18 protein-coding genes are annotated in these 17,487 nt (G+C 71.3%); 15 read left to right on the top strand and 3 right to left on the bottom strand.

Translation table 11 applies throughout. The features are described 5' to 3' along the window. The first annotated feature begins 41 nt into the window (after positions 1–41). The 5 genes from HQ603_RS10275 (at position 42) to HQ603_RS10255 (ending at position 5,914) form a co-directional block, all read left to right on the top strand. Positions 42–1,637, top strand: a complete 1,596-nt coding sequence (locus HQ603_RS10275) for an AMP-binding protein (protein ID WP_222684450.1) — start codon at positions 42–44, stop codon at positions 1,635–1,637. A gap of 42 nt (positions 1,638–1,679) precedes the next feature. After that, positions 1,680–3,140: a carboxylesterase/lipase family protein gene (locus HQ603_RS10270; protein WP_222684449.1), complete on the top strand. Its 1,461-nt coding sequence runs from the start codon at positions 1,680–1,682 to the stop codon at positions 3,138–3,140. Between the two features lie 52 nt (positions 3,141–3,192). Beyond that, positions 3,193–3,948, top strand: a complete 756-nt coding sequence (locus HQ603_RS10265; protein WP_222684448.1) for a phosphoglyceromutase — start codon at positions 3,193–3,195, stop codon at positions 3,946–3,948. Positions 3,949–4,053: 105 nt separating this feature from the next. After that, on the top strand, positions 4,054–5,214 hold the full coding sequence (locus tag HQ603_RS10260) for a sensor histidine kinase (protein WP_308126452.1): 1,161 nt from the start codon (positions 4,054–4,056) through the stop codon (positions 5,212–5,214). Between the two features lie 16 nt (positions 5,215–5,230). Continuing rightward, positions 5,231–5,914: a response regulator transcription factor gene (locus HQ603_RS10255; RefSeq protein WP_222684447.1), complete on the top strand. Its 684-nt coding sequence runs from the start codon at positions 5,231–5,233 to the stop codon at positions 5,912–5,914. Between the two features lie 13 nt (positions 5,915–5,927). On the opposite strand, the gene HQ603_RS10250 is transcribed toward HQ603_RS10255, so the two are convergent. Beyond that, positions 5,928–6,719: a hypothetical protein gene (locus tag HQ603_RS10250; RefSeq protein ID WP_222684529.1), complete on the bottom strand. Its 792-nt coding sequence runs from the start codon at positions 6,717–6,719 to the stop codon at positions 5,928–5,930. A 67-nt stretch (positions 6,720–6,786) separates the two neighbouring features. Here HQ603_RS10250 and HQ603_RS10245 point away from each other — a divergent pair, with 67 nt between their 5' ends. The 10 genes from HQ603_RS10245 to HQ603_RS10200 all read left to right on the top strand — a co-directional run bounded on the left by HQ603_RS10245 (position 6,787) and on the right by HQ603_RS10200 (position 14,938). Beyond that, complete coding sequence (locus HQ603_RS10245; RefSeq protein ID WP_222684446.1) at positions 6,787–7,743, top strand: Ppx/GppA phosphatase family protein; 957 nt, start codon at positions 6,787–6,789, stop codon at positions 7,741–7,743. A 70-nt stretch (positions 7,744–7,813) separates the two neighbouring features. Then, complete coding sequence (locus tag HQ603_RS10240; RefSeq protein WP_222684445.1) at positions 7,814–8,725, top strand: Yip1 family protein; 912 nt, start codon at positions 7,814–7,816, stop codon at positions 8,723–8,725. Beyond that, positions 8,722–9,615: a sugar phosphate isomerase/epimerase family protein gene (locus HQ603_RS10235; protein WP_222684444.1), complete on the top strand. Its 894-nt coding sequence runs from the start codon at positions 8,722–8,724 to the stop codon at positions 9,613–9,615. The genes HQ603_RS10240 and HQ603_RS10235 overlap by 4 nt, the downstream gene beginning before the upstream one ends. Positions 9,616–9,641: 26 nt before the next feature. Further along, a complete protein-coding gene (locus HQ603_RS10230; RefSeq protein WP_222684443.1) occupies positions 9,642–10,496 on the top strand; it encodes a thioesterase family protein in 855 nt (284 codons plus the stop codon). Positions 10,497–10,521: 25 nt separating this feature from the next. Beyond that, positions 10,522–11,355 (top strand): pyrroline-5-carboxylate reductase, encoded by an 834-nt coding sequence (gene proC / locus HQ603_RS10225; protein ID WP_222684442.1) that lies wholly within the window; start codon positions 10,522–10,524, stop codon positions 11,353–11,355. A gap of 152 nt (positions 11,356–11,507) precedes the next feature. Then, positions 11,508–11,756, top strand: a complete 249-nt coding sequence (locus tag HQ603_RS10220) for a helix-turn-helix domain-containing protein (RefSeq protein ID WP_068099453.1) — start codon at positions 11,508–11,510, stop codon at positions 11,754–11,756. Between the two features lie 177 nt (positions 11,757–11,933). After that, a complete protein-coding gene (locus HQ603_RS10215; RefSeq protein WP_003402602.1) occupies positions 11,934–12,035 on the top strand; it encodes a 30S ribosomal protein bS22 in 102 nt (33 codons plus the stop codon). Between the two features lie 217 nt (positions 12,036–12,252). Further along, the gene (locus tag HQ603_RS10210) at positions 12,253–13,353 is read left to right on the top strand and encodes an NAD-dependent epimerase/dehydratase family protein (protein ID WP_222684441.1); all 1,101 of its coding nucleotides are present in this window, start codon (positions 12,253–12,255) and stop codon (positions 13,351–13,353) included. Next, on the top strand, positions 13,350–14,417 hold the full coding sequence (locus tag HQ603_RS10205) for a lysophospholipid acyltransferase family protein (protein WP_222684440.1): 1,068 nt from the start codon (positions 13,350–13,352) through the stop codon (positions 14,415–14,417). The genes HQ603_RS10210 and HQ603_RS10205 overlap by 4 nt, the downstream gene beginning before the upstream one ends. Further along, positions 14,414–14,938, top strand: coding sequence for a phenolic acid decarboxylase (locus HQ603_RS10200; RefSeq protein ID WP_222684439.1), 525 nt, complete (start codon positions 14,414–14,416; stop codon positions 14,936–14,938). Before HQ603_RS10205 ends, HQ603_RS10200 begins: the two co-directional genes overlap by 4 nt. On the opposite strand, the gene HQ603_RS10195 is transcribed toward HQ603_RS10200, so the two are convergent. After that, entirely contained in the window at positions 14,935–16,425 is a 1,491-nt protein-coding gene (locus HQ603_RS10195; protein ID WP_222684438.1) for a phytoene desaturase family protein, read from the bottom strand. The two genes, HQ603_RS10200 and HQ603_RS10195, sit on opposite strands and share 4 nt — an antisense overlap. After that, positions 16,422–17,435 carry an HAD family hydrolase gene (locus tag HQ603_RS10190; RefSeq protein WP_222684437.1) on the bottom strand — a complete coding sequence of 338 codons (1,014 nt, stop codon included), beginning with the start codon at positions 17,433–17,435 and terminating at the stop codon, positions 16,422–16,424. Before HQ603_RS10190 ends, HQ603_RS10195 begins: the two co-directional genes overlap by 4 nt. Positions 17,436–17,487: the final 52 nt, after the last annotated feature.

The raw sequence follows: 17,487 nt of genomic DNA, 5'->3' as shown, positions 1-17,487 counted from the left end.
AGCTGAGCTCCGCCCGTAGCCGCGCCGTTTCGAGGAGATCCATGAGTTTCCGCAGCCCGTATCCCGACGTCGAGATCCCCGAGAAGAGCGTCCACGAGTTCCTCTTCGGTGACCTGACCGAGGACGACCTGTCCCGTCCCGCGCTGATCGACGGACCGTCGGGCGCGGTCACCGACTACCGCACCCTCGTCACCCACATCGATCTCGTGGCCGGCGCCCTCGCCGCCCGCGGCGTGACCGTCGGGGACGTCGTCGCGCTGCACTCGCCCAACGTGCCCGCCTTCGCGTCGGTCTTCCACGGCATCCTGCGCGCCGGCGCCGTCGCCACCACGGTGAACGCGCTCTACACGGCCGACGACATCGCCAAGCAGCTCACCGACTCCGAGGCCACGATGCTGTTCACGGTCTCCCCGCTGCTGCCGCAGGCGAAGGCCGCCGCCGAGCAGGTCGGCCTCGCCGCCGACCGGATCGTCGTGCTCGACGGCGCCGAGGGTCACGAGTCGCTGAAAGACTTGCTGACCGAAGGCAACGCGGCCCCCGAGGTGAGCTTCGATCCCGCCACCCACCTGGCCGTGCTGCCGTACTCCTCGGGCACCACCGGACGGCCGAAGGGTGTGATGCTGACCCATCGCAACCTCGTCGCCAACGTCTCGCAGGTCCAGCCGCGCATGGGCGCCGGCCGCGACGACGTCCTGCTCGCCGTGCTGCCGTTCTTCCACATCTACGGCATGACGGTGCTGCTCAACCTCGGCCTGAAGGTCCGCGCGACGCTGGTCACCATGCCGAAGTTCGACCTCGAGATGTTCCTGCGCCTGACCACCGAGAAGAAGATCACCTTCCTCTTCATCGCCCCGCCGGTGGCCGTCGCGCTGGCGAAGCACCCGCTGGTGGAGCAGTACGACATCTCCAGCGTCCGCTGCGTCTTCTCCGGCGCCGCCGCCCTCGACGAGAACCTCGGCAACGCCGTCGCGCAGCGACTGCACACCAAGGTCCGCCAGGGCTACGGCATGAGCGAGCTCAGCCCCGTCTCGCACGCCATCCCGTTCGAGGGCGACGACGTCCCGCTGAGCAGTTGCGGTGCGGCCGTGGCCAACTCGGAGAACAAGATCGTCGATCCCGCCACCGGAGAGGAGGTCGCCTACCCGGCGGCCGGATCCTCCGAGGTGAGCGCGCCGGGCGAGCTGTGGATCAAGGGACCCAACGTCATGGTCGGCTACCTGCGCAACGAGCAGGCCACCGCCGACACCCTCGACTCCGACGGCTACCTGCACACGGGCGACATCGCCGTCGTGGACGGCAACGGCAACGTCAGCATCGTCGACCGCCTCAAGGAGCTCATCAAGTACAAGGGCTACCAGGTCCCCCCGGCCGAGCTCGAGTCGCTGCTGCTCACCCACCCCGACATCGCCGACGCCGCCGTCATCGGCGTGCTCGACGAGGAGGGTGAGGAGGTGCCCAAGGCGTTCGTCGTGCTGCAGCAGGGCGCGTCGCTCACCGAGGACGACGTCATCTCCTTCGTCGCCGAGAAGGTCGCGCCGCACAAGAAGGTTCGCCGCGTGCAGTTCATCGACACGGTGCCCAAGTCGGCCTCCGGCAAGATTCTGCGCAAGGACCTGCGGGCCGCCGAGACCGTCTGACGTTCGCCCCCGAGGTCGCCGGCGGCACGGTAGTAATGAGCCATGGACACGACCACGATCGACACACCCCAGGGCCAGGTGCGCGGACGCACCGAGAACGGTGTCACCGCGTTTCTCGGGGTGCCCTACGCGGCGGCGCCGTTCGGGCCGAACAGGTTCCGGGCTCCCACGGCGCCGCCGTCGTGGGACGGGGTGCGCGACGCGCTCGACCACGGCGCCACGGTGCCCAAGGTGGGGTATCGGCCGCCGACCAGCGAGATCCTCAGCGAGCCGGTGGTCGAGGGTGACGACTGTCTGAACGTCGCCGTGTACACCCCGGACGTCGCCGGGTCGGCGCCGGTGTACGTGTGGATCCACGGCGGGGCCTTCGTCAACGGCAGCAACGCCGTGCCGGCCTACGACGGGTCGGCGTTCGCCCGCGACGGGGTGGTGGCGGTGGTGATCAACTACCGCCTCGGTGTCGACGGGTTCGCGCGGATCGAGGGTGCACCGGCCAACCGTGGTCTGCTCGATCAGGTGGCGGCGCTCGAGTGGGTGCGCGACCACATCGCGGCGTACGGCGGCGACCCGGCTCAGGTGACGGTGGCGGGCGAGTCGGCGGGGGCGATGAGCGTCGCCACGCTGCTCGCGATGCCCCGCGCCGACGGCCTGTTCCGCCGGGCGATCCTGCAGAGCGGCGGCGGACACAACGTGATCGCCGAGGAGACCGCGACCCGGGTGGCGGCGGCGCTCGCGTCGTCGCTGTCGGTGGATCCCACGGTCGACGGGTTCGGGTCCGTCCCCGTGGACGCGCTGCTGGACGCGCAACGGTCGCTGTCGGACCGAGTGGCGGCGGAGGCGGCGTCGGGTGCGTGGGGCGAGCTGGCGCTGAAGATGATGGCGTTCCAGCCCTACGTCGACGGCGACGTGGTGCCGGCGGAGCCGTACTCGCGCATCGCGGACGGCGCCGGTGCGGACGTGGAGATCCTGATCGGCACCACCAGCGAGGAGCACGCGTTCTTCCTGGTGCCGGCGGGCATCGTCCCGCACATCACCGAGGACTACCTGGCGGCGATCCTCGCGGGGTACCGGCTCGATCCCGCGGCCCTGGACGTCTACCGCGCGCAGCTGCCCGACGCGTCGCCGGGTGAGCTGATGATCGCGATCATGACGGACTGGTTCTTTCGGATGCCGGCCGTGCGGATCGCGGAGGCCCACCCGGCGCACGTGTACGAGTTCACCTGGCGCTCACCGCTGTTCGACGGGAATCTCGGGGCCTGCCACGCGCTGGAGCTGCCTTTCGTGTTCGACGTGCTGGACAAGCCGGAGACCGCCCGCATCACCGGGCCCACGCCGCCGCAGGCGCTGGCCGACGAGATGCATCGCGCGTGGGTCGACTTCGTCCGTACCGGCAACCCCGGCTGGGGGCGCTACGGCGCGCAGCGGACGGTGCGGATGTTCCCCGGCACGACGGTCGACGATCCCCGCGCGGCGACGCGGGAGGTGTGGGACGGCGTCCGGTGACCGCTCCCGTGCGTACGACGTGGCGGCGCGGCGGTCGTGAGAAACTGACCCCATGAGCATCGGAACTCTGATCCTTCTGCGCCACGGCGAGAGCGAATGGAACGCGTCCAACCAGTTCACCGGGTGGCAGGACGTGCGCCTGACCGAGAAGGGCGAGGCCGAGGGGCGGCGAGCCGGCGAGCTGCTGAAGGACGCCGGGGTGCTGCCCGACGTGCTGTACACCTCGCTGCTGCGCCGTGCGATCAGCACCGCGAACCTCGCGCTCGACGCGGCGGATCGGCACTGGATTCCCGTGATCCGGGACTGGCGTCTCAACGAGCGCCACTACGGCGCGCTGCAGGGGCTGAACAAGGCGGAGACCAAAGAGAAGTTCGGCGACGAGCAGTTCATGCTGTGGCGCCGCAGCTACGACACCCCGCCCCCGCCCATCGAGGCCGGCAGCGAGTACAGCCAGGACGCCGATCCCCGCTACGCCGACCTCGAGACGGTGCCGCTCACGGAGTGCCTGAAGGACGTCGTCGACCGGTTCGTGCCGTACTACGAGGAGACCATCGTCCCCGAGCTGCGCGCGGGTCGCACGGTCATGGTTGCGGCGCACGGCAACTCGCTGCGCGCGTTGGTGAAGTACCTCGACGGGATCTCCGACGCCGACATCGCCGCGCTCAACATCCCCACCGGTATCCCGCTGCGATACGACCTCACCGAGTCCGGTGACAAGCTCGTCCCGACGACGCCCGGTGGCGTCTATCTCGACCCGGAGGCGGCCGCCGCCGGTGCGGCCGCGGTGGCGAACCAGGGCGGAAAGTAGCGCGGACGTGAACGGGGCGCGAACGGGTGTCGGACGCCGTGTGACGTCGGGAAAACCCGGCCCACCGTGCGACGACGCCCGTTCCGGCCGCCGTACGATTCGTCCGTGAACACCCCGACCGTCGTCGTCCTCGTCGCCGCGGCGGCGTTCGGTGGCTACCTGGTCGGTGGGGTGCTGCTGCCGTATCTCGCCTCCCTGCGGGCGCAGCGGCAGAAGCGCGACAACGGGCTCACGATGTCGCAGGTGCTGGACCTGATCGTGCTCGCCGCCCAGAGCGGCATCGCCGTGGTCGACCAGTTCCACGACGTCGTCCTGTTCAACCCGCGCGCCGAGGAGTTGGGTCTGGTGCGCGCCCGCGCGCTGGACGAGCGTGCGTGGAAGGCCGCGACCCGCGTTCTCGAGACGGGGGAGGACGTCGAGGTCGACCTCACGGTCCTCGACCAGCGGGGACGGCCGGGCATCGCGGTGCGCGGCACCGCTCAGCTGCTCAGCCGGGAGGACCGCCGGTTCGTCGTCCTGTTCGCCGACGACGATTCCGAGCAGGTCCGCATGGAGGCGACGCGCCGCGATTTCGTCGCCAACGTCAGTCACGAGCTCAAGACCCCCGTCGGCGCCATCGGTCTGCTGGCCGAGGCGCTGCTCGAATCGGCGGACGATCCGGCGTCGGTGCACCACTTCGGCGAACGGATGCTCGACGAGTCCACGCGCCTGGGCAACATGGTCAGCGAACTCATCTCGCTGTCCCGACTGCAGGGCGCGGAGAAACTGCCCGACCTCGACGTCGTCGACGTCGACACCGTCGTGCGCAACGCCCTCGCCCGGTCCGAGCTGAAGGCGCAGGCCGCCGGCATCACGGTCAGCACCGACCACCCCAGCGGACTCGAGGTCCTCGGCGACCAGACGCTGCTGGTGACGGCGCTGTCGAACCTGGTGGAGAACGCCATCGCCTACTCCCCGCAGGGCGCGCCGGTCACCGTCACCCGATCGCAACGCGACGTCGACGGGCAGCGCATGGTGGCGCTCGCCGTGACCGACCGCGGCATCGGCATCGCGAAGGAGCACCAGGAGCGCGTGTTCGAGCGCTTCTTCCGCGTCGACAAGGCCCGCTCGCGCGCGACCGGTGGCACCGGGTTGGGGCTCGCGATCGTCAAGCACGTCACCGCCAACCACAACGGCCGCATCGAGCTGTGGAGCAAGCCCGGCACCGGGTCCACCTTCACCCTGCTGATTCCCGCTCACATCGAAGACGACGGAGAACCGTCATGACCGCAAAGGACATCCCGTGACGAGTGTGCTGATCGTCGAGGACGAGGAATCGTTGGCCGACCCGTTGGCCTTCCTGCTGCGCAAGGAGGGTTTCGAGGCGACGGTGGTCGGCGACGGGCCGTCCGCGCTGGCCGAGTTCGACCGCTCCGGGGCGGACATCGTCCTGCTGGACCTCATGCTGCCGGGAATGAGCGGCACCGACGTCTGCAAGCACCTGCGCAGCCGCTCCGGCGTGCCGGTCATCATGGTCACCGCCCGCGACAGCGAGATCGACAAGGTGGTCGGCCTCGAGCTCGGCGCCGACGACTACGTCACCAAGCCGTACTCGTCCCGCGAGCTGATCGCGCGGATCCGGGCGGTGCTGCGCCGCGGCGCCGACACCGAGGACGTCGACGACACGTCGGTGCTCTCCGCCGGCCCGGTCCGGATGGACGTCGAGCGGCACGTGGTGATGGTGAACGGCGAGACCGTCACCCTGCCGCTCAAGGAATTCGACCTGCTCGAGTACCTGCTGCGCAACTCGGGCCGCGTGCTCACCCGCGGACAGTTGATCGACCGGGTGTGGGGCGCGGACTACGTCGGCGACACCAAGACGCTCGACGTGCACGTCAAGCGGCTGCGGTCGAAGATCGAGGCCGATCCGGCCAAGCCGGTGCACCTGGTCACCGTGCGCGGGCTGGGGTACAAGCTCGAGGAGTGAGGCGCCCGCAGCGTCAGGTGCGCGAGGCCTCGCGGGTCGCGGGGTGCACGGCGATCAGCCCCAGCCCCGCCCGCCGACGGCACAGCGCCGCGAGCTCGGTGTAGACGTCGATGCCGAGCAGCTCGGTGAGTTCCGGCGCGTAGGACTCCCACACGGGCCGCTCGCCGACGTGCGCGTCGGGCGATCCGGAGCAGTACCAGGACAGGTCGGCCCCGCCCTCGCCCCAGCCGCGCCGGTCGTACTCCCCGACCACGGTCTGCAGGATCTCGACGCCGTCGGGCCGGGTCACCCAGTCCTGGGTGCGCCGCACAGGCAGCTGCCAGCACACGTCGGGCTTGACGGTGAGCGGCTCGACGCCGGTCCGCAGGGCCATGCGGTGCAGGGCGCAGCCGATGCCGCCGGCGAACCCCGGCCGGTTGAGGAAGATGCACGCGTCCTTGTACTTCCGGGTGCGCACCGCCTGCTCGCCCTCGAGGTCGTCGACCTCGGTGTAGCCCTTCTTGCCGTGCCCTTTGTCGAAGAACTGCCAGTCGTCCGGCGTCAGCATCTCGACGGACCGATCCAGCTTGGCCCGGTCGTCGTCGTCGGAGAGGAACGCGCCGTGCGAGCAGCAGCCGTCGTCCGGCCGACCGGCCACCGTGCCCTGGCAGGCCGGAGTGCCGAACACGCAGGTCCAGCGCGAGAGCAGCCACGTCATGTCGACGCGCACCAGGTGGGCGGGGTCGGTCGGATCGGTGAACTCCACCCACTCGCGCGGGAAGTCCAGCGGGACCTCGGGTGCCGGGTCGAGTTTGGCCGTCGCCACCGGTTCCAGAACGTCCTTCGGAGCACGTGTCACAGGCCACGACGCTAGACCCAGTACGGTGTTCGATGTGCGGCTAGGGGTGCTCGACGTCGGAAGCAACACCGTTCATCTCCTCGTGGTCGACGCCCACCGCGGTGGTCACCCGACACCGATGAGCTCCACCAAGGCTGCGCTGCGCCTGGCGGAGAACACCGACGACGCCGGGGACATCACCGACGAGGGCGCCGACCGGCTCGTGCGCACCGTCGCGGACTTCGCCGGAATCGCCCGCTCGTCCGGCTGCGGCGAACTCATGGCCTTCGCGACGTCCGCGGTGCGCGACGCCCGCAACTCCGACGACGTCCTCGGTCGCGTGCGCGACGAGACCGGCGTGGACCTGCAGGTTCTCGCCGGGGAGGACGAGTCCCGGCTCACCTTCCTCGCGGTGCGCCGCTGGTTCGGGTGGTCGGCCGGCCGCATCCTCGACCTCGACATCGGCGGCGGCTCCCTCGAACTCAGCTCGGGGATCGACGAGAACCCCGACGTCGCGCTGTCCCTCCAACTCGGAGCCGGCCGCCTCACCCGCGACTGGCTGGACGAGGACCCGCCGGGCAAGCGGCGGGTGGCCGTGCTGCGCGACTGGCTCGACGCCGAACTGGTCGAACCGGCCCGCACCGTCCTCGCGCCGGGGCGACCGGACCGCGCCGTGGGAACGTCGAAGACCTTCCGTTCGTTGGCCAGGCTGACCGGAGCGGCGCCCTCGGCGGCCGGTCCGCGGGTCAAGCGCACGCTCACCGCGGACGGGTTGCGTCAGGTGATCTCCTTCATCTCGCGCATGACGGCCTCAGACCGCGCGGAGCTCGAAGGGGTCAGTGCCGACCGGTCGCGGCAGATGGTGGCGGGTGCGCTGGTGGCCGAGGCGGCCATGCGCGCCCTGTCCCTCGACACCCTCGAGATCTGCCCGTGGGCGCTGCGTGAGGGATTGATCCTGCGCAAGCTCGACACCGAGTCGTTCGGCGACGTCGTGCCGACCATCGCGACGTGACGGCGGACGTGATGCCGACCCGGCGACTCGACAGAATGGACGAGAGAACACGAGTGAGACAGGGCGCGAGATGACCGACGACAACACAGGCGGCACCACCGGCCAGGTGTCGGTGGCGGAACTGCTCGCCCGCAACGGCGCGACCGTCGGCACCGGCGGTCGACGCCGACGCGGCATGGCCGGCGGCATCTCGGTCGCCGAACTGACCGGCGAGATCCCGGTCATCCGCGACGAGACTCCGGCCGACGAGGACGGGGCTCCCGACGAGACGCCGGTGGCCGACGAGGCCGTGGCCGCCGACGAGGCCGTGGTTGCCGAGGAGACTCCGGCTGCCGCCGAGCCCGAGCCCGAGACCCGAACCCGGCGACGTCCCACCCCCGCCTTCGTCCCCCGCGAGGAGCCGGCGCTGTTCTCCGGTGCCCCCAGCGCCGCGCAGGACCGACTGCGTGAGTCGGTCGAGCGGCCCGAGACGGCCGAGCCCGACACGGCACCCGAGACTGCACCCGAGCCCGAGACGACCGAGCCGGAGAAGGCACCCGAGCCCGACGCGGCTGCCGAGCCCGAGACGACGGTGCTCGATCGCGTGGAGGTCGACGGCCGCACCGATACCGAGACCGACACCGATACCGATACCGACACCGAGGCCGAGACCGACACCCTCGAGGCCGCCCGACCCGAGTCCTCGCCGTCCGACGAGACCCCGGCCCCGGCGAGTTCCCGCGGCCCGGTGCGTCAGTGGCTGTCGCTGCTGGGGCAGGGCGTCGTCGCGATCGTGCTGGGCGCGCTGCTGTTCAAGGGCTTCGAGCGGCTGTGGGAGATGTTGCCGTGGGTCGCCCTGGTGCTGGCGTTCTTCGTGATCGTCGGCCTGGTGGCCGTGGTCCGCGTGCTGCGCCGCACCGACGACATCGTCTCGATCCTGCTGGCGGTGGTGGTGGGTGTGTTCGTGACGCTGGGGCCGCTGGCCTTCATGTTGTCCACATGACGGTGCCGACGGGTTCGCCGGCGGTGCCGGTCGGCCTCTCCACGGCGTCGGTCTATCCGCAGAACACGGAGTCCGCGTTCCGGTTCGCCGCCGAACTGGGGTACGACGGCGTCGAGTTGATGGTGTGGGCGGAGCCGATCAGTCAGGACCCGGCGGCGATCCGCCGGCTCTCGCGCACCTACGGCGTGCCGGTGCTGGCCGTGCATGCGCCGTGCCTGCTCATCACCCAGCGGGTGTGGGGCTCGGATCCGGTGGCGAAGCTCGCGAAGACCGTGCACGCCGCCGAGGCGCTGGGCGCTCGCACCGTGGTGGTCCACCCGCCGTTCCGGTGGCAGCGGGCCTACGTCGAGGGGTTCGCCGATCAGACGGCGGAACTCGAAGCGGCGTCCGACGGGGTGGTGGTGGCCGTGGAGAACATGTTCCCCCTGCGCGCCGACCGGCTCTTCGGCGCGGTGACCGGTTCGGCGCGGCGGCTCGAACGCCGCGGCGGTCGGCCGGGGCTCGGGCTGTCCGCCTTCGCGCCGTCGTACGACCCGACGGATGTCGGCTTCGCGCACTACACGCTGGACTTCTCGCACACCGCGACGTCGGGACTCGACGCCGTCGACCTCGCCGACCGCATGGGTCGCGGGCTCACCCACTTCCACCTCGCCGACGGCCGCGGTGCGTCCGTCGACGAGCACCTGGTGCCCGGCGACGGCACCCAGCCCGTCGCCCAGGTGCTGCGCCGCGTCGCCGAGCGCGGCTTCGACGGCCAGGCGGTGGTGGAGATCAACACCCAAAGCGCCCGCACCGCCGCCGAGCGCGCCACGGCGCTCCGGCGCTCGCTCGAGTTCGCCCGCACCCACCTCGCCCGCCCCGAGCGGCCCGCCCAGCCGAGGACCCCGTGACCTACCACCCCGTGACCTCCCACCCCGTGACCGACGCACCCTTCCGCGACCTCACCACGCTCGACCGCGTCGACACCGACGTGTTCACGGGGTCGATCGACCCGACGTGGACCATCGGCCCCAAGGTGCACGGCGGCGCGATGATGGCGATGTGCGGCGCCGCGGCGGCCCAGCGCCTCGCCGGCGACGACGATCCGGCCGTGCTCGCGCCGCTCGCGGTGAGCGCGAGCTACCTCGCCGCGCCCGATCCCGGCCCGGTGTCGGTGACGACGACGATCCGCAAACGCGGGCGGCGCGTCGTGCACGTCGACGCCGTCCTGAGCCAGGGGGACCGGCCCGCGGTGCGGAGCGTCGTCACCCTCGGCACGCCGGACACGGGCGCGCCCGTGCACCAGGAACACGACGGCGCCCTCGCGACGGTCCTCGACATGGCTCCGCTGCCGCCGGGCGGTGCCGCGCGGATCGTGCCCGGCCACCCCATGGCCGACGTGGTGCACGTCGCCACCGGGTGCGACATGCGCCTCGACCCGTCGGCCGCCCACTTCCTCACGGGCGCGCAGGGGTCCGCGGAGATCCGGATGTGGGTGCGGCCGCGGCCCGGCGACGAGAACGATCCCGCCACCGCCGCCCTCTTCGCGATCATGACCGGGGACATCTGCCCGCCGGTGACGATGAACCGCGGTTTCTTCGGCTGGGCGCCCACCGTGCAGTTGACGACGTATCTGCGCCGCACCCCGGTGCCGGGCTGGCTGCGCGTGAAGTCCACGTCGACCGTGTTGGGCGGGACATGGTTCGAGGAGGACCACACCGTCGTCGACGAGACCGGCGCCGTGGTCGTCCAGAGCCGCCAGCTGGCGATGGTGCCGCTGCCGCAGGGGTGATCGGCCCCGTGAGAACCTGTCACCCATGACGAGAATCGCGGTGATCGGTGGCGGCCGAATCGGTGAGGCGTTGATCGCCGGGCTGATCGAGGGAGGCTTGCCGACGGGATCGGTCGTGCTGGCCGAGAAGCATCCGGCCCGCGCGGAGGCGGTCGCCGCGCAGTTCGGCATTCGCGCCACCAGCGTCGTCGACGCGGTGGAGGGTGCCGACGTCATCGTCGTGGCCGTGAAGCCGGACGACGTGGACTCCGTCGTCACGCAGATGTCCAAGGCCGAGCTGAACGGCGAGCGCGAGCAGATCGTCGTGTCGATGGCCGCGGGAGTCCCGGCGTCGCGGTTCGAACCCAAGCTGCCCGCGGGCATCCCTATCGTGCGGGTCATGCCCAACACCCCCATGCTCGTCGGCGAGGCCATGAGCGTGCTGGCCCCGGGACGGCACGCGCGCTCCGAGCACATCGAGACCGTCCGCAAGCTGCTCGGCACCGTCGGCCGCACCGCCGTGGTCGCCGAGGACAAGATCGACGCGGTCACCGCGGTGTCCGGCTCCGGACCCGCCTACTTCTTCCTCATGGCCGAGGCCATGGTGGACGCGGCGGTCGGGCTGGGCCTGACACGCGAGACCGCCACGACGTTGGTGACGCAGACGATGGTGGGGTCGGCCGCGATGCTCGATCGGTCCGACGAGTCGGCGACCGAGCTGCGGGCCGGCGTCACCTCGCCGGGCGGGACGACGGCGGCCGCCCTCGCCGAACTGGAACGACGCGGGTTCCGCGCGGCGGTTCTCGACGCCGTGGAGGCGGCGAAGGCACGCAGCGTCGCGCTCGGAATCCCGGCGGACGGGACGCCGCTGATCGGGTGATCGAGTGACACCGGTCGCATGTTCGGACGAAATCCACCCCCACCCGTCGCAGAAGTCACAGGTGTCCCGCTAAGCTCGGTCGCAGCACGTGCGTGTCTGTTCCGCCGGAGGGGAAGCCGGCGGCGCGGACGTGCCGGAGGTATGTGAATTTCATGGAATCAGTGGACAAGCCGTCCGGGTCGGGTTCGAAGAACTCGTCGCACGACGGAGGACCGGCCGTGGCCGGCACGCAGTTCCTCACGGTGGCCGAAGTGGCATCGCTGATGAGGGTCTCCAAGATGACCGTGTACCGGTTGGTGCACGGTGGCGAGTTGCCGGCCGTTCGGGTGGGCCGCTCGTTCCGAGTGCACGCGAAGGCGGTGCACGACTACTTGGAGACCTCCTACTTCGACGCCGGCTAGCACGGCGTCGGCGGACCCGATGCGGTCTGTCGTCGCCGGCCGGTTTATGATGGGGCAGCACACGCGCGTGCGGATAGCCCCTGCGCCGTTGTGCGCACCCTTGCGGTGCGCCGCCCCGCCGTGCGCAGCAGCACACGCTGCCGACCGAAACGACCAGAAGAACGCGAGGACACCCGCATGGGTTCAGTGATCAAGAAGCGCCGCAAGCGCATGTCGAAGAAGAAGCACCGCAAGCTCCTGCGCCGCACGCGCGTTCAGCGCAGGAAACTCGGTAAGTGATTCTGCCGCGCTGATCGCCGCGCTGCTGCTGCCCGTGCACCTCACCGGTGCACGGGCAGTGTTGTCTCTGCGGCGGAGTGCAGGGCCGGGTCTCGGGCCGGTCCGGGGCCGGTCCGGGGCAGGTCTGTGGCCGAGTCCACAGCGCGGATCGGCGACCCGTGACACGATGGGTCGCGACGGTCGATGCGGTGGAACCAGGGAGTCGGGGTGAGGTGCGGTGAGCGATGACGTCCGCGCATCCGAGGCGCCGCGGGTCGTTCTCGTCACCGGAGCCAGCCGTTTCCTGGGCGGTTATCTGACGGCCCGGCTCGCCCAGAATCCGTCGGTCGAGCGGGTCATCGCGGTGGACGCGGTCGCGCCGACCAAGGACATGATCCGCCGGATGGGCCGCGCCGAGTTCGTGCGCGCCGACATCCGGAACCCGCTCATCGGCAAGGTGATCCGCAACAGCGAGGTCGACACCGTCGTGCACGCCTCGCTCATCTCCCGCCCGCCCGGCGGCGGTGGCCGCACGGTGATGAAGGACCTCAACGTCCTCGGTGCGATGCAGCTGTTCGCCGTGTGCCAGAAGTCGCCGTCGGTGCGGCACGTGGTGCTGCGCTCGTCCACCGCCGTGTACGGCTGCAGCGCCAAGGATCCCGCCCAGTTCACCGAGGAGATGGGGTCGAAGACGCGGTTGCGCGGCGGCTTCGCCCGCGACGCGGTGGAGACGGAGGGCTACGCCCGCGGCCTCGGTCGCCGTCGGCCCGACGTCGATGTGACCATTCTGCGCAACGCACCGATGATCGGCCCGCGACTCAACGGCGCCGTCTCGCGGTACCTGACCTCACCGCTCACCCCGTCCGTGTTGGGGCGGGACGCGCGGATGCAACTCCTCCACGAGGAGGACGCACTCGCGGCGCTCGAGCGGGCCACGATCTGCGGGCCGGCGGGCACGGTCAACGTGGCGGCCGACGGCATCGTCATGCTGTCGCAGGCCATCCGGCGCGCCGGGCGCATCGAGCTGCCCGTTCCGCCCGCCCTGTTCCGCACCACGGGCAAGGCGGTGATGGGGTCGCTGATGCGCGGCTTCTCGGAGGAACAACTGGACTACTTCAACTTCGGATGCGGGGTGGACACGACGCGCATGAAGACCGTGCTGGGCTTCACCCCGAGATGGACGACGATGCAGGCGTTCGACGACTTCGTGCGCGGGGTCGCGCTGACCCCGGTGGTGCGACGGGAATGGATCGACGCGGCCGAGGCGCGAGTGCTCGCGTTCCTCGGCGCCGACGCCGCGCGGCGGGAGCCGATGCGGTCCGTGGCGGCGGGGCGGTGAGCGGGGTGGCGAAGGTGATTCCGCTGCACGGGTCCGCGACGCGCCCCCGGCGCACCGCGTCGGGAAGCACGCCGGAGGACGTCCGTGGCCGGCACCCGTCGGCCTACACCGACACGCCCGTCGTCGGGCCGCGGGTGGACGTGCCGACTCCGTTGGTGCCCGCCGACCGGGTGCCGGACGCGGCGGTGGACCGGACGTCGTCCGCCCTCGACGCGCTGCGCCGCGCGGTGGCCGAGCGCGTGTCCGGCGGTGCCGACTTCCTGCGCACCCGGCTGTCCGGCGACTACGAGGTGGACGAGTTCGGCTACGACCCGCACTTCGCGGACAACGTGTGGCTGCCCGCGCTGCGCCCGCTGTTCGACAAGTGGTTCCGGGTCGAGGTCCGGGGGATCGAGAACGTGCCCGCGACGGGCGGTGCGTTGGTGGTGTCCAACCACGCCGGCGTCATCCCGATCGACGGCCTCATGGCGTCGGTGGCCATGCGCGACCACCATCCGCAGAAGCGTGCGCTGCGCATGTTGGCGGCGGATCTCGCGTTCGAGACGCCGCTGGTGGGCACCGTCGCGCGGCGTGCCGGGCACACCCTGGCCTGCCAGCCCGACGCCGAGCGTCTGCTGCGCGGCGGCGAGGTGGTCGCGGTGTTCCCGGAGGGGTTCAAGGGGATCGGCAAGCCGTTCAGCGAGCGGTACAAGTTGCAGCGCTTCGGCCGTGGGGGGTTCGTCTCGGCGGCCCTGCGGACGCAGACGCCGATCATCCCGTGTTCGATCGTGGGGTCGGAGGAGATCTATCCCAAGATCGGCGATCTCACGACGCTCGCGCGGGTGCTCGGGCTGCCGTACTTCCCGGTGACTCCGCTGTTCCCGCACTTCGGTCCGCTCGGGTTGATCCCGCTGCCGTCCAAGTGGCACATCGAGTTCGGCGAACCCATCCGCACCGACCGGTTCTCGCCGGCCGCGGCGGACGACCCGATGGAGCTGTTCGAGGTGACCGACCACGTGCGCGAGACCATCCAGCAGACGCTGTACCGGCTGCTGACCCGCCGGCGTGGGGTGTTCCTCGGATGAGGCCGACGTCGGTCTCCGATCCCGTTCCGCCGCAGGACCTCTCGGGTCTGGTCGGCCACCGGATGATCTACACGTACGCCAACGGCTGGCAGTACGAGATGTACGTCAAGAACGCGACCACCATCGACTACCGCATCCACTCCGGTCACGTCGGAGGTCGCTGGGTGCGGGACCAGGAGGTCGACCTGGTCGCCCTGGCGCCCGGCGTCTACAAGGTGTCGTGGACGGAGCCCACGGGAACCAGCGTCGTCGTCACCGTGATGCCCGAGCAGCGAGTGCTGCACGGCACGATCTTCTTCCCGCACTGGATCGAACTCGACGGGGACAAGACAGTCCTGTACCAGAACGACCACCTCGACGAGATGCGCCGCTACCGGGACGCCGGCCCCACCTACCCGATCTACGTGGTGCCCGAGTTCGCGCACATCACGCTGTTCGAGCACGTCGGCGAGAACGACGAGACCGTGATCGACACGGCCCCCGGCGATCTGCCCGCCGGCTTCGCCGACCGCACGAACTAGCCCGACCGCACCATCCGGTCGACGATCTCGGCCGACAGCGTCACCAACGGCAGTCCGCCGCCCGGGTGGGACGAGCCGCCCACCAGGAACAGGCCCGCCACGGGAGAGCGGTTGGCGGGCCGCAGGAATGCGGCGAGTGCGCCGTTGGACGACGTGCCGTAGATGGAGCCGCCGGGGGTCATGGTGCGTCGCTGGAGGTCCGCGGGGGAGACGATCTCCCGCCACACCACGCGGTCGCGCACGTCGACCCCGCGCGCCGCCATGATCGCCAGGATCCGGTCGGCGTAGCGGTCCGCGAGACCGGGCTCGTCCCAGTCGACCAGCGACCGGGATCCGCGGCCGTGGCGGGCCGCGTTGACCAGGACGAACCAGGCGTCGGAGTCGTCGTTCGGGCGCAGCGCCGGATCGTTCGGCGCGCTGACGTAGACGGTGGGGTCGGCAGCGGGATGCGCTGCGCGCGAACGGGTTCCGAACACCGCGTCGAACTCGTCGTCGTAGCGGTCCGGGAAGAGGATGCGGTGGTGCGGAGTGTCGGCGTCGCGGCCGCGCAGCGCGAGCAGCAGCACGAAGCCGGACAGGCTCGGGGTGGTGGCGGCGAGCCGGCGGCGCGTGACCGCGGTGCGCCGGGAGGCCGGGAGCAGATCGCGGTAGACCTGCTCGGCGTCCGCGTTGGCCACCACGACGTCCGCGTCCACGGTGCCGTCGGTGGTGTGGACCCCGCGCACCCGACCGTGCTCGGTGGCGATGCCGGTGACGGTGACGCCGGTCCGAATGTCGGTGCCGCACAGACGCGCTCGGTCGGCGAGCGCGTCGGCGATCCGGTGCAGTCCGCCGGGCACGTGCCAGGACCCCCACCGCTGCTCGACGTGCGGCACGGTGGCCAGCGCCGCGGGGGCGCGCCGCGGATCCGAGCCGGTGTAGGTGGCGTAGCGGTCCAGCATCATGGCGAGCCGCGGGTCGCTCAGGTACCGGGCGCCGAGTCCGCGCAGACTCGACCACGGGGCGATGGTGCGCAGGTCACCGACCCGTCGGCTCAACGTCAGGAGCTCCCGCGGGCCGATCGAGGACTCGAGGAACGCCGCGTGCGTCGCGTCCCAGATGCGTTCCGCCCGTGCGGAGAACGCGCTCCACTGCGCGCCCGCCCCCGCGCCGAGCGCGTCGTCCAGCGCGGCCGGGATCCGCTCGGCGTGGCCCGGCATGTCCAGCACCACGCCGTCGGGAAACCGATACCGGCACGCGACGGAGAGACGGTCGAGGGGGAGGTCGGCGGGGCCGCCGGTGTCGTCGAACACCGCGCGCAGCACGTGCGGCATGGTGACCAGCGACGGACCGGTGTCGAAAACGTATCCGTCGCGGGCGACGATGCCGAGCTTGCCGCCGAGGTCTTCGGACTGTTCCAGCACGGTGACGTCGTATCCACCGTGGGACAGGCGCGCCGCGGCGGCGAGACCGCCCACGCCCGCGCCGACGACGACGGCGCGCGTCACGACTGTTTGCGCCCCAGGACCGCCGCGACGCCCCCGCCCACCGCGCCCAGCGCGAGGGCCGTCGGCACGCCGATCTTGGCGGCCTTGCGTCCGGTGCGGAAGTCCCGCACCTCCCAGCCGCGGTTCTTCGCCAGCTCGCGCAGGTCGGCGTCGGGATTGACGGCAACGGCCGTGCCGACCAACGAGAGCATCGGCACGTCGTTGTGGGAATCGGAGTACGCGGTGCAGCGGCGCAGGTCCAGGCCCTCGCGGACGGCGAGGGTGCGCACGGCGTGGGCCTTGCCGCGGCCGTGCAGGATGTCGCCGACGAGGCGGCCGGTGAACACGCCGTTCTCGCTCTCGGCGACGGTGCCCAGGGCGCCGGTGAAGCCGAGGCGGGAGGCGATGATCGACGCCAGCTCCACCGGGGTGGCCGTCACCAGCCACACCTGCTGGCCGGCGTCGAGATGCATCTGCGCGAGCGCACGGGTTCCGGCCCAGATGCGGTCGGCGATGATCTCGTCGTAGATCTCCTCGCCGAGTCGCACGATCTCCGCGGTCGAGCGGCCCTCGACGAAGGACAGGGCCTTGGCGCGGCCGGTGTCGACGTCGCCCAGGTTCTCCTTGCCGCTCACCCGGAACTTCACCTGCTGCCAGGCGAACTGGGTGATGTCCTTGGTGGTGATGTACTTGCGGGCCGCGAGGCCGCGGGCGAAGTGGATGATCGACGCGCCCTGCACCATCGTGTTGTCGACGTCGAAGAAGGCCGCGGCGGTGAGGTCGCGCGGGACCGGGCTCGGATCGTCACCGCCCGTGTCCCCGTCGCGGGCGGCGGCGTCCTTCGCCTCGGCCTGCAGGGCGATGGCGGCGTCGGCACTGGCCTCGCCGGCGAGGGTGGCGCGGATCTGCGCGGCCGTCGGGCCGAAGGGATTGCGGATGCGGCGGGCCACCTGAGCGCGGGCGCTCGCCGGGTCGACCCGGCGACGGTCGCGGGACCCGTCGAGAATCTCGGGCTCGTCCTGATCGGCCATGCTCACCTCCCCCTCGTGGACCCCGTCCGCGGCCGACCACTGCCGGGACGTG

The organism is Rhodococcoides corynebacterioides, from assembly GCF_019834675.1.
GTDB classification, from domain to species: Bacteria; Actinomycetota; Actinomycetes; order Mycobacteriales; family Mycobacteriaceae; genus Rhodococcoides; species Rhodococcoides corynebacterioides_A.
This window is presented reverse-complemented; position numbering and strand designations above follow the sequence as displayed.